Raw genomic sequence first — 12,474 nt, 5'->3', positions numbered from 1 at the left:
GGGTGCACCAACGACGATTTTCTGTTTAAGCGTTCAGCGAGTGGGGGTAGGGGCCCTCGATAAACAAAATTGTCTTGATTCTTTTGCTTACTTTTCTCATCAAGGAGAAAAGTAAGGCCCAGCCGGTGAGGCGAAAGCAAGCTAACAGTAGTTAAGTTCGTGCAAACTGAATACATAGGCAAAGAGAAAATATCCCATTGAGGGGGCTGTACCTGGAAGAGCAGAAATCCTGCTAATCCTAAAAATCCTGATTCAGGCAAAACTCACTTCTCCATTGAATAGAAGAGTAGGTGGATGGAATTTTATTAACTTTGCTCAGGTAATTAATAAAAGCAATATTTTGTACAGGAATTTTTTCAAGCGCTTTATTGACCTTGTTCTCAGTGTCACTGGTTTCGTCATTCTGTTTCCTGTGTTTCTTTGCTGCACGATTCTGTTAGCTGTTGCTAACGAGGGAAAGCCTTTCTTTTTTCAGCTTCGTCCTGGATCGCATGGTCGCATCTTCAGGATAATCAAATTCAAGACAATGAACGACAGGAGGGATGCTACCGGTAATCTACTTCCTGATGCAGAGCGTTTGACTGCTGTTGGCAGTTTTGTGCGGAAAACTTCCCTGGATGAGATACCACAACTCTTGAACGTGATACAAGGGGACATGAGCCTGATAGGACCGCGTCCTTTGTTGCCGGAATATTTGCCTTTGTATTCACCCCACCAGGCAAGACGGCATGAGGTGCGGCCGGGAATTACAGGGTGGGCGCAGGTGAACGGGCGAAATGCAATATCATGGGAGCAGAAGTTTGATTATGATGTGTGGTATGTTGAGCATGTGAGCTTTAAGCTGGATCTTAAGATACTGATGATGACCTTTGCCAAAGTTTTTAAGAGTGAAGGGATTTCACAGGAAGGAAATGTAACGATGCCGAAGTTTACTGGTACGAAGACAAACCACCCCTGCCCCTCCTTAAACAAGGAGGGGAGTTTCGAGCAAGAGTAAAGATACTTGCTGGCGCGGGTTTGTAACCCGTGTCTGATTAAACTTCGGATTTGTAATCCGACTGGGCCAGAGGCCCAACTATAGCTCGACACGAGCGTGGACGCTCGCGCCATAACAGTCGAGTTTATAAGGATGAAACGGTCCTACATTTGGGCATTTAGACAAAGAAATAGGAATCAAATAGAAGATGATCATTTACGGTGCTAGTGGACATGGGAAAGTGATTGCAGAGATCCTGGAGAAGAACGGGTTTACGAATATTATTTTCGTGGATGATAAGCCGGTTGGGGATTCATTTCTTGATTACCCGCTTCATCACACGTCGAAGCTTCCGGAACTGGATGATCAGGATTTAGTTATAGCGGTCGGGAATAACCGCACGCGTAGTAAACTAGCACAGTCGATAGATAAGAAATTTACTGTTGCCGTACATCCTTCCGCACAAATCAGCCACCGTTGCACTCCAGGTGCTGGTACAGTAATAATGGCAGGCGTGGTAGTGAATGCAGACAGTACAATAGGAGAGCATGTAATCCTGAATACTAATTGCTCGATTGATCATGATTGTGTTCTGGAGGATTTTGTGCATATTTCCCCTAATGTTGCCCTTGCTGGGAACGTGCATGTGGGGGAAGGAACACAGGTAGGTATAGGTAGCAGCGTGATTCAAGGGGTAAGGATTGGCAAGTATGCAACGATAGGAGCAGGTGCTGCTATTATTGAAGATGTACCGGACTATGCCGTAGTGGTAGGAGTGCCTGGCAAAGTTATAAGGTATAATGTTCCGTCAGTCTAAAGAATACTATATAAGATGATACAAGATAAGATCTGGCTTTCTTCTCCGCATATGGGGGAGAACGAGTTTAAATATGTAAAAGAGGCTTTCGATACGAATTGGATTGCCCCGCTTGGTCCGCATGTTGATGGTTTTGAACAGGACATAGCGAATTACTTAGGTGGTGATGTGCATGTAGCAGCTCTAAGTTCCGGTACAGCCGCATTGCATCTTGCCTTGATCATACTTGGTGTGCAGGCAGGGGATGAGGTGATCTGCCAGTCCATGACCTTTTCAGCTTCTGCTAACCCCATTGCCTACCAGGGAGCTACTCCTGTTTTTGTGGATAGCGAGGACCGAACCTGGAACATGTCCCCTGAGTTCTTAGAAGAGGCTATAAAGGACCGTATCAGCAAAGGCAGAAAGCCAAAGGCTATCATTGTGGTGCATCTGTATGGTATGCCTGCCGAAATGGATAGAATCATGGCCATTGCGGATCAGTATGAGATACCGGTAGTAGAAGATGCTGCGGAAGCTCTGGGTTCTTCTTACAAAGGAAAACCATTGGGTACTTTCGGAGCCATGAGTATCTTGTCTTTTAATGGCAATAAGATTATCACCACCTCTGGTGGAGGGGCACTGGTTTCAGCAAATGAAGACTGGATAAAGAAATCACGCTTCCTGGCTACGCAGGCGCGCGATGCCGCTCCTCATTACCAGCACACGCATATCGGCTACAATTACCGGATGAGCAACATTTGTGCAGGTATTGGTCGCGGACAAATGGAGGTGCTGCCAAGACGTGTAGAGAAGCGCAGGGCTAATTATGAGTTTTATAAGGCAGCGCTGGCAGATTACAAGCAGATTCAATTTGCAGACGAGCCAAACAGTGATTTCTACTCTAACCGTTGGTTGAGCACGATCTTGGTAGATGAAGAGGGTAACGGGATTAGCAGGGAAGATATCAGGCTGGCCCTGGAAAAACAAAACATCGAATCCCGGCCCCTGTGGAAGCCAATGCATTTACAACCTGTATTCGCTGATTCGCCATTCTATGGTGATGGAACAAGCGAACGCCTATTTGAAAAAGGCCTTTGCTTACCATCCGGCTCAAATTTAACCAATGAAGATCTGAACAGGGTAGTGACGGAGATAGAAGCATATGTGAAGGTGAAGCAGGTGGTGTAAGTGAAATAGTTCTGCAGTACCGGGTCCAACTACCCCTCCCCCGAACAAGTTCGGGATCTGCGACTTTTCTAAGGCGGGGAGCCTGCTACTGCTATGGTGGAGGCAGAAGTTTCATGGCGTGGGTGTAGTCGTTTTCCTTCGTTTTCAGCAGGTGTAATCATCCCCCTACCCCCTTCCAAGAAGAACATTATTTTTACGCCTTCACTTTCCTCGCCAGTAGCAAAGGCTTGGGCTATCGAACTGATCCCAGTCTTTCCGTTGAGCGCCTTGTGAGATTCCGGTGCCGTAAGGCATTGCGACCGCAAGGGTAGCAAAGGAAGGGAACACCGCGCGATGCGGGAAGACGAGCCCCCGCGGGCTTGGAGCGAACCAAAGCAAATGATGAAACTATAGGCAGGTAAGACTGAGGATGACCATCAGCTAAAAAGATCAGCAGACCTACGTTCTGCGAATAAAGGAAGATCAACAACAACTAGAAAGAATCAGCAGTACTATAAACAACTTATCCCCTGGCAATAAAAAAAATTATTTACTATCACCCTTCAACGCTTCCCTATACTCCTCCAACAACAGCTCCCAGAAATACCTTTGCTCATAGCGCTCTATAATCATCTTCCGGGCATTAGACTGCAGATGCGCATACAGCTCCTTATCCACGATCAACCTCTCCATAGCACCTTGTAGAGCATCCACAGATTTAGGAGGAATAATTAAACCATTCTCCCCTTCAACAATGATCTCATTACATCCATTAATATCCGTTACAATACTGGGCAGATTAAAGCATCCGGCCTGCATGGGCACATTTGGAAAGCCTTCGCGGTAAGAGGGAAAAGCCAGTGCATTACTAATTGCTAAATAAGGACGAACCTCATTTTGATAACCAACGGAAAGGATGGTAGGATTCTGCTCTATCTCCAGAAGAGTCTGTTTATCCACCGGATCCAGGTCCTGCTCCAGTGGGCCTACTAATAGAAGCTTTATGAAAGGAAACTTCTGCTGTGAGGAGGTAAAAGCTTTTACCAACTCTTGGATACCCTTATCTTTTACGATCCGGCCAATAAATACAAAAAGGAAATCTGAATCAGTTATATCTAACTCCTGCCTTAACTTCTGTAAAGCTTCGGCATCTAAAGCATCCTTGCTAAAGAAGTTTGTATTGATCCCGTTACTACTCCCATTACCAATTACCTTTACCTTATCCGGACCACAATAACTGCTATCCAAAATAAAATCTTTCAGTACAGTAGAGTTTGGGTACACCTTTGTAGCACAGGCATAAGTAAGCTTTTCTACTGCATCCAAAACACGGCGTTTTACACCGGTCGCTTCCATTAAAGGTAAGCCAGCTACGGTATGCAACCGTACTGGTACTCCTGCTAGTTTACCACCCAGCATGCCTACAATACCAGCTTTTGGGGTGTGCGAATGGATGATCTCAGGTTTATGCTTTTTACAAAGCCTGTAGAAGGCCCAAAGGGAACGCAGATCCTGCAGCGGTGTTACCTTACGCGTCATAGGCACAATAACGTGCTCGGATTCCTGTTCTACTACCACAGCCGCTGCCTCCGGACCATCAGCCGAGATCATCAGAGGTTCAAAGCCTTTCGAGCGCATGAAGGGCAGCTGCCCTGTAATTAGTTTCTGCAGGGAGAGCGGAACGGTGGTAACACGAAATAACTTTGCCATTATGCCTGCTGGTTTTTCAGGTAGTCGTAACAATCTCCCATACTCATACTAACCATACCATATTGCTTTTCCAGCATCTTATAATGATCTAGTATAAAGCCTAGATATTCCATACTTTGCTCAGGATGATCTCCAAAATTATGTGGGTGCCACCTATAGGAGGAAAAATAAAGATGATTTAACCTTTTACTTTAAGAAGCGCTCCAAAAACCATCTTAAAATGCTAATCCTGTATTTGATTAAAAGAGGACAGAGTACCAAAATAGTAAAAGCTGTAAAACTACAAAAAAACTTTGCCGGCTTATTTTTCACAGCTTCAATTGTTAAAAAAAACTATGATTTTAAATAGGTACTTTTATACCACTTTTGAAAACAAAAAAATGTCCAAACTCTGAAGGTATTATCTTCTTTACCTTCAACATGTTTTTGTACCATTTTCATAACCGGAGCAGGTTCAAAAATATTTTGTGATTTTAAGAATTCATGATCAACAAAGGACAATAGTTCTTTTGATAAATAACTTCTCAACCAGTCGCCTACAGGAACACCAAAACCCTTTTTAGACTTTTCAAGGAAATTATCAGGAAAATATTGTTTAAACGATTCCTTTAGTATGTATTTTTTATTCCAACCTTTCAAAAGATAATTCTCAGGTAATTGATTGGTAAAATTCCAGAGTTCTTTATTTAAAAATGGCGCCCGGCTTTCTAAAGAAGTCAACATACTGGTTCGGTCTACTTTCACCAGCATATCTCCTTCAAGGCTAATAATTTTATCAATGCTTCTAAAGCTAGTTAAGCTCCCGTCATTTTCTACCTGATTCTTGAAGTAGGAGAGTGTTTCCGGGTGAATTTTTTCTTTTTTAAGTATTTCCTTTAGTTCATCTTCGTTGAAGCCCAAAGAAATAATATTATAATAAAACTGATGATTATAATTGATAGCATTTATCAGCTTCCTGGCCTTAAAGCGCTTCCCCCTGTTATCATCTTTAGTCGCTAAAAGGGGAGACACTATTTTTTTAATACCGCAGTGAACTCCCTGTGGAATTAGAGACGTATATTTTCTATTCAACTCCCCTACATAATATTTATTATATCCACCAAAAATTTCGTCTCCCCCGTCACCGGTAAGGGCAACTTTTACTTTCTGCCTTGTTTTAAGAGCTACAAGGTAAGTGGGTAAGGATGAAGAATCTGCAAATGGCTCATCAAAATTAAGGAGGATATCATCTACATTCATTTTTAGGTCCTCCTCGTTCACTATAAACTCGTGATGCCTACTCCCAATAATTTTTGCAACAGTACGGGACTTGTCTGATTCATCAAAAGACTTTTTTTCAAAGCCTATAGAAAAAGTGTCTATAGGAGTAGCTGAACTGTGGGCCAAAGAAAGAGAAACTATAGAAGAGTCTACCCCCCCAGAAAGAAAGGTTCCGATAGGAACGTCTGATACTGAGCGTGAAACAACACTTTCCCTTACTTTATCATGTGTTATTTTCTTTGCTTCTTCAAATCTTATGTCAGGATCAACGTCTTTTGCAAAACCCTGCTTGATCTCTTTTATTTCAAAGTATGCAGAAGTAAGATCAAGTTCAATATAATGGTTTGCTTCAAGCTTATGTATTTCTTTGTAAATAGTATAGGGCGCAGGAATATAGGTAAGCTGAAAAAAGAGGTTAAGTCCTTCCGGTGAGATCTCCGGCTTTTTATCCAAAACCTTGATAATGGATTTCAATTCTGAGGACCAATAAAAACATTTTCTATCATTATAGTAGTACAGGGGTTTCTCTCCAAAAAAATCTCTGGCAATAAAAATCTTTTTAAGTTCAGCGTCATAAATGCTGAAGGCAAACATCCCGTCCAGCATCGCAAAGGAAGCAGTCCCAAATATTACATATAGTTGAAGAATAACTTCCGTATCTGATGTGGTATGAAACTTAACCCCCTTATCTAGTAATCTCTTTTTTAATTTTTGGTAATTATAAATTTCTCCATTAAAAACGATTGCCTTACTTCCATCATCAGAAAATATAGGTTGCTTTCCGGTAGAAAGATCTATAATTGAAAGACGCCGCATAGCCATCCCCATTGTAAATTCCTCGGCTTCTTCAATCAAGAACCCATCCTGGTCCGGTCCTCTATGAATGATTACCTGGTTCATTTGAGAAAGGAGCCGTGAAACTTCTTCTTTAGATTTCCCTTCCCTTTTAATTAAGCCATTTATTCCGCACATGTAACTTTTGGATTTAGTATAAAAGCGATAGCCCCCTAGTGCTATTTATAACTATTCTATGCTTTTAATTAGTATGGATTCAGCGAATGATTAGTAGCTATAGTCTGTTCTTTGATTTCCTCAAGTCTTTTCCTCTTCAAAAGATGTTTATACTTCTTTTGAGCCAGGTAGTAATATATGACGAAGAAGATAAAATACATCACCATAGACTTCTGTCTCATAATTATTCCTAGATTAGACATCACAAAAGTGAGCGCAAAGGAAGAAAGCAGGAATATAACAAAACTCATTTTTATCAGGGAGGGTGAGTTCTTAATAAACCTAATAAAGTCTTTCCTGATAATTTTCATAAATAGAAAAAGATAAATAAGGTTTTCAAAGGAGGTAATTATTCCTAAAACATTAGGAGCATCTATAAATAAGGGCCTAAACCAAAAGGTAAAAAACTTGAAAGGAAGGGGATAATTGGACATATCTACCCCAGATCCTGAGGTACTTAAACTCTTTGAACGCTCACCTGACTCACTTTGAAAATCCTCAACAAAGTTTTCTGATTCCCCCAAACCCATGACATTTAAAACATCCTCCATCACAAATATAAGTGCAACCACCATGGCAATTGAAATACTCGCTTTTTTCCAAAATGCAATTTTTTCTTTACCGCTCAAATAACCTATAATAGCTCCTACTGCAACAAACATAAATACGTGCGGCCTTATATAGAAAATAATAAGCGAAGAAAGAACAAGAAGAAAAATTCGGGAAATAGGATTAATAATTGCATAAGTAAACATCATTAATCCCATAAAAATTATAGAATCCTTCCCCAACGCAGCAGTCCAGAAGTGCATATTGGGGAAGAACAATATTAAGGTGAGTAGATCAACCTTTTTGAAAACTGCAATGTTTATAGGGATTTTTTCCCTCATAAACATATAAGCATATAAGAATCCAAGAAAACCAAACCATGCAAAGGTAAGCATGAGCATCTCGTAGGAGAATCCTAAAGTATAAAAAGGGTAGGACACGAAATTTACAAATCTCGTGTCTGTACCAAATAACTCAAACCAAGATCCTTGAAAGTTTTCCACATCCTCGAAATACCTGTTAGAATCAGCAGGATTATTATAAGAATACCAGAGGAAAATGAAGAAAAACAGCAAGTGATAGAGGTAAAGCAAATTCATTTTCTTTTTATCAAAAAATGAATGCTTCTTTTTATAAGCACCAAAGAGTAATTGGTTGATGCCCCAAAAAATAAGTATTAAAACAACTACTCCCATACCCTACAAATGAAGATTCCCCTCTACATTAGCTTTCACTATCATTAATTTTATTTAGCAGCTTCAGGGAAATCCCCTTTTAATATATTTTTTTTAGCTAATTCCTCATAAAGACCTTCTAACTTTGAAACCATAACATCTAGACTAAATAACTCCTCTACCCTCTTCCGGGCATTAACCTGCATCTTCCTGCGTACATTAGCGTTCTCAACAAGATAGGAACATTTACTAGCAAGACAATTTTTGTCTCCAATCTCACAAAGTAAACTTTCATGATTATCCCTAACTGCCTCAACCACTCCTCCCGCTTTTGTAGAAACTATTGCACACTCCATACTCATTGCCTCCAACAATGCAATTGGTAGCCCTTCGAACTCTGAACTCAGCATGAATATATCCATGGCAGAAAAATAGGGAAGAGTATTTTCTATCATACCTGGAAGCTTTACCTTTTCTTCTAGGTTCAATTCCTTGATTGCCTTCTCAACCTCATGTTGTTGAGAACCTCCTCCTACCAATAAACCATATACGTGAGGATGCCTGCTACTCACCTCTGCAAAAGCTTTTAGCCAGGTTGGAAGGGCTTTTTGCTCTCTAAAACCAGCTATGTTCCCAATGACTATTGCATCTGAAGGAATATTTAACCTAGCTTTTAATTGAGTAGCTGCAATTAGATCTCTTCTATAATAACTGGTATTTACTCCATTAAGTAATGTTCTCACAGGTATATTTGGATTAATATTTCTTTTTATGGAAATGCTAACGTCTTCAGATACTCCTAAAGCTATACTCTGTAAATTATAGGTATGTTTATTGACTAACTTAGTAGCGATATTATATTTCTCTTGAATGTTATGCTCTGTATAAATTACTGGGGTGTTAGTTCTGCAATAAACATACCGAGCTACAAAACCGGCAAGCGGCAAATGGCTATGAATAATATCAATTTGATTTTCCTGACAGAACTTTACAACTTTCTCTCCCTGAAAAAGCAAGTCCACGTTTCCATTAGCCTCGAAGTGGATCACTTTTCCCCCTTCCTTCTCTATAACTCCCACCATATCATCAAGAGGTAAAAAGTAGCCATAAAAAAAACTAAATTTCTCTCTAGTATGAAGTTTGAGAGTTTCCGGAAGTAAAACCTCTGCTCCTCCTCTTCCTAAGCCTTTGATAAGATGTAATATTTTAATCATATTTTTTAGCCGATATAGCTTTTAAGAGGCTGCAGTAACATGTTTCCCTTCCAGTTTCAAAACATACTCATATGTATTCAAAAACCTTTTTGCAATCTTCTCATTAAGAAATTTATCCTGAATCATAGTTTTTGCATTTTGAACTTCAATTAGGTCATCTTTCTTCATCTTAAGAACTTCCCTTAGGGCTGCTAGAAACTCCTCTTCATTGCCTTTTTCTATAAGCCAACCAGTCTTACCTGTCATTACCACTTCTCCTATACCACCTACATTGTTTGCAATAACAGGTGTTTGGCAGAACATTGCTTCAAGTATCACTCCAGGTAGTCCTTCAATAAGGCTAGGCATAACAAAAACGTTCGAATAACGCAATATCTCCAGTACATCATTCCTATACCCAAGGAAATGCACGTGATTTTTAATGCCAGTTTCTTTCACCTTAGATTTGATTGTCTCTTTTAACGGACCTTTTCCTATTAAGAGCAATTGGGCATTGGGATAATCCTTAACTAGCTTTCCAAAAATATTTATTAAACTGTTATGATTCTTTTCGGGCACAAAACCCGCAATGTTTGTCAAAACAGGTCCCTTTTCGAAAATTTCCTGAAGATCCCTGGGAATTCCACCTATCTCTTTATCTTCTATCCCTATTTCTACAGTGTTACCTTTTTTCTCTGGATAAAAAAAGGTTTTATTAAAATCCTTTTCACATTCTTCACTTACAGAAATTGTAAAATCCAGCTGGTCTAAATAGAATTTATTAATTTTCCACTTTAATCTGGAATCAATAAAATCTCCAGATTTATTAGCATTCCTGTAAACAATTGGTACCTTCCAGGAGAACAGGAATTTTGAGCTGGTAGTGAATTTTAGTGTGTCTGATGCGTTTGCCTGAATAATATCAGGTTTATATTCCTTAATTATTTTATGGAATTTTTTCCAACCCACAAAATCAAACAATCTTAAAGAAAGTGGCCGGTTTAGGTGAATAGTCTTACCGTTAAAAGGTATCTCTGCATCTCCCTTAAAGATCGTGATCATAAGTACTTCATGACCTTGCTGCATCAAATGGTTGGAGAGCTGGCAGGCAAAAATTTCTGCTCCTCTTAATTGAGGCTGTTGTATCACCTGAATAATCTTCATATCAACTTAACTTTTCCATTACTTTTTTTAGCTCCACATCCCAGGTACCGTTTTCTAAAATGTATTTTCTTCCTTCCTTTCCTAATTTATCCCGTTCATCAGGGTCTTTAGAAAGGTTCAGCAGGATATTGGCGGTACCTTCTACATCATCAAGTTGATATAATTTTAAATGGACATCATTTTTAAACATCTGTGGTACTTCCCCCGCATTAGGTGCAAGAGTGGCTTTTCCTGCTTTCAAATACTCTCTTAATTTTAAAGGCGAATAATGAAAATCACTGGCGGATCGGGCACTTAATATAGCCACATCAAAAACATGTACAAATTTTGTCATTCTTTCAAAGGACATCCTGCCTGGAAAACTTACAGCATTCTCCAACCCAAGTTCTTTAACCATGTTTTTAATTTTACTTAGCTCTTCTCCATCTCCAACCAAAAACAAATGAGCCTTTTCTAATTTCTGATGTACTTTTTGAAAAGTTTCTACGAGTCTTTCCAAACCGTGGAAGCTTCTAAAAGAACCCGTCCATCCAATAACAAATTTGTCTTTAAGATTATATTCCTCCTCAATATCTGTAGTATCTAATTTTAAATAGAGAAAAGGATCTACAGCCATAGGAGAAACAACTATTTTCTCTTTTTCTACGCCCATCGACTCAAGTTTTTCTGCAACAAGTGAGGAAACACAAGCAACAGCATCTGCTCTTCTAAGGCTGCGACTCTCCATCTTTTCCAGTAGTTTACCCCAGATTGGTCTTTTAACACCCCATTTTTTAGCTTCCCAAACTTGAGGAGCATGTACGTAAATTACAAAAGGTGCATTGTTCCTTTTAGCCAATCTATAACCATTCCCAGGAAAAAAGTCATGTTGTTCCCACACCAAAGCAACTCTTTTTCCATCACCGGGATATGAAAATTCATAGTTCTTATCTTCTTTTGATGTCCGCCAGAGAAGGATATCATTTACTAAGGTTATAAATGCTTGGGGAAAAAATTTAGTTAACCTTTTAAAAAAAGATCTATGGCTCCCTCCCTCCCTTACAATAGGATACTTTACAACCTCAGCGGGTTTTGCAGCCCTGTCTGTTGTTAGTACATAAGCTTCGCCAAATCTTCTTTCACCGGCAGCTGCCCAACCCGCAGTAGTAATCCATAATCCTTCTGCACCTTTCCAGTCACTACTTGAGCGTGGCATAATGAAATAAGCGACCGATTTATTAATGTTATTGCTCATTATTCAACCTTTTGTGGTTCTTAACAATACTTCTCAATGCATTATCCATTATAATCTGAGTACCTTTCCTTTGCTGCTTGTCTGCCTGCTTTATAAACTCCTGAAGTTCAAGGTCCGGGTTGTGGAAACCCTGCTTTTTAAGAAAATCTGAATTTTTTTGAACATCCTTCAAGTCATCCCGGTAATCATTTGCATAAGGAGTTTTAAAAAAAGTAAATCCCGTTACATAAACTTCCTTACAACCGGAACTTACAGCACTATATAAAGCACTAAAGCCCACCGTGGGAACCCATACGCCAAAATTCTTTTTAACTTCTTTGTAAAAGTTCCATGGAAGTAAATAAGTTTTATTGGGATTTAGATGTCTTTTGTAATAGTTAAGGTGAGCTTTTAAGCCTTTAAGATCATGATTAGGATTCACGACATATTTAATACCCTGTTGCTGGTATAGACTCCAGTCAATAACACCACCTCCTCCTTCGGTAAGTTCAAAGAAGGAGTGAAATAGTATATCAGTCCTGCTTCCTATAAAATTATACTTATCTTCAGTTAAAGAGTGTGGCGCCTTATTAACCCTAATGACATAGTCAAAGCCATCTATAAAGTTTCCATTTTCCTTTTCGAAAGCAGAGTCTGCGGCTCCTATAACGGCAATTCTTTTATCCTTAAATTCTTTCTCAGGATTGAAGATCCTTGTATTTTGGATCATCATTATTAACCCCTCAAAGGTGTTAACCACT

10 protein-coding genes are annotated in these 12,474 nt (G+C 39.6%); 3 read left to right on the top strand and 7 right to left on the bottom strand.

Annotated elements, in window-relative coordinates; translation table 11 throughout:
* The first annotated feature begins 340 nt into the window (after window positions 1–340).
* From ACFSRY_RS10330 to ACFSRY_RS10320, 3 genes are all read left to right on the top strand, one after another.
* The gene (locus ACFSRY_RS10330) at window positions 341–997 is read left to right on the top strand and encodes a sugar transferase (RefSeq protein WP_377506507.1); all 657 of its coding nucleotides are present in this window, start codon (window positions 341–343) and stop codon (window positions 995–997) included.
* Between the two features lie 187 nt (window positions 998–1,184).
* The gene (locus ACFSRY_RS10325; protein WP_377506504.1) at window positions 1,185–1,793 is read left to right on the top strand and encodes an acetyltransferase; all 609 of its coding nucleotides are present in this window, start codon (window positions 1,185–1,187) and stop codon (window positions 1,791–1,793) included.
* 15 nt (window positions 1,794–1,808) lie between these two features.
* The gene (locus tag ACFSRY_RS10320; RefSeq protein WP_377506501.1) at window positions 1,809–2,960 is read left to right on the top strand and encodes a DegT/DnrJ/EryC1/StrS family aminotransferase; all 1,152 of its coding nucleotides are present in this window, start codon (window positions 1,809–1,811) and stop codon (window positions 2,958–2,960) included.
* Window positions 2,961–3,485: 525 nt separating this feature from the next.
* Here the strand turns inward: ACFSRY_RS10320 and ACFSRY_RS10315 are convergent.
* From ACFSRY_RS10315 to ACFSRY_RS10285, 7 genes are all read right to left on the bottom strand, one after another.
* Window positions 3,486–4,649 (bottom strand): glycosyltransferase family 4 protein, encoded by a 1,164-nt coding sequence (locus ACFSRY_RS10315; protein WP_377506498.1) that lies wholly within the window; start codon window positions 4,647–4,649, stop codon window positions 3,486–3,488.
* 333 nt (window positions 4,650–4,982) lie between these two features.
* Window positions 4,983–6,881: an asparagine synthase (glutamine-hydrolyzing) gene (gene asnB / locus ACFSRY_RS10310; RefSeq protein ID WP_377506495.1), complete on the bottom strand. Its 1,899-nt coding sequence runs from the start codon at window positions 6,879–6,881 to the stop codon at window positions 4,983–4,985.
* Between the two features lie 68 nt (window positions 6,882–6,949).
* Entirely contained in the window at window positions 6,950–8,164 is a 1,215-nt protein-coding gene (locus ACFSRY_RS10305) for a hypothetical protein (protein WP_377506492.1), read from the bottom strand.
* Between the two features lie 50 nt (window positions 8,165–8,214).
* Entirely contained in the window at window positions 8,215–9,357 is a 1,143-nt protein-coding gene (locus ACFSRY_RS10300) for a glycosyltransferase (RefSeq protein WP_377506489.1), read from the bottom strand.
* A gap of 21 nt (window positions 9,358–9,378) precedes the next feature.
* Window positions 9,379–10,500 (bottom strand): glycosyltransferase family 4 protein, encoded by a 1,122-nt coding sequence (locus tag ACFSRY_RS10295; RefSeq protein WP_377506486.1) that lies wholly within the window; start codon window positions 10,498–10,500, stop codon window positions 9,379–9,381.
* 1 nt (window position 10,501) lies between these two features.
* Entirely contained in the window at window positions 10,502–11,734 is a 1,233-nt protein-coding gene (locus ACFSRY_RS10290) for a glycosyltransferase (RefSeq protein WP_377506483.1), read from the bottom strand.
* A complete protein-coding gene (locus ACFSRY_RS10285; RefSeq protein ID WP_377506480.1) occupies window positions 11,724–12,473 on the bottom strand; it encodes a glycosyltransferase family 29 protein in 750 nt (249 codons plus the stop codon). Before ACFSRY_RS10285 ends, ACFSRY_RS10290 begins: the two co-directional genes overlap by 11 nt.
* Window position 12,474 lies beyond the last annotated feature (1 nt).

The sequence above is a fragment of the Pontibacter locisalis genome (assembly GCF_042684605.1).
Taxonomy (GTDB): domain Bacteria; phylum Bacteroidota; class Bacteroidia; order Cytophagales; family Hymenobacteraceae; genus Pontibacter; species Pontibacter locisalis.
Note: the sequence above shows the minus strand (reverse complement) of the source record. Positions and strands in the feature narration are given on the sequence as shown.

Excerpts from the sequence above, each read along its gene's own strand:
- ACFSRY_RS10325 (WP_377506504.1), top strand. The coding sequence starts at position 1,185 with ATGATCATTTACGGTGCTAGTGGACATGGGAAAGTGATTGCAGAGATC.
- ACFSRY_RS10320 (WP_377506501.1), top strand. The coding sequence starts at position 1,809 with ATGATACAAGATAAGATCTGGCTTTCTTCTCCGCATATGGGGGAGAAC.
- ACFSRY_RS10315 (WP_377506498.1), bottom strand. The coding sequence starts at position 4,649 with ATGGCAAAGTTATTTCGTGTTACCACCGTTCCGCTCTCCCTGCAGAAA.
- asnB (WP_377506495.1), bottom strand. The coding sequence starts at position 6,881 with ATGTGCGGAATAAATGGCTTAATTAAAAGGGAAGGGAAATCTAAAGAA.
- ACFSRY_RS10305 (WP_377506492.1), bottom strand. The coding sequence starts at position 8,164 with ATGGGAGTAGTTGTTTTAATACTTATTTTTTGGGGCATCAACCAATTA.
- ACFSRY_RS10300 (WP_377506489.1), bottom strand. The coding sequence starts at position 9,357 with ATGATTAAAATATTACATCTTATCAAAGGCTTAGGAAGAGGAGGAGCA.
- ACFSRY_RS10295 (WP_377506486.1), bottom strand. The coding sequence starts at position 10,500 with ATGAAGATTATTCAGGTGATACAACAGCCTCAATTAAGAGGAGCAGAA.
- ACFSRY_RS10290 (WP_377506483.1), bottom strand. The coding sequence starts at position 11,734 with ATGAGCAATAACATTAATAAATCGGTCGCTTATTTCATTATGCCACGC.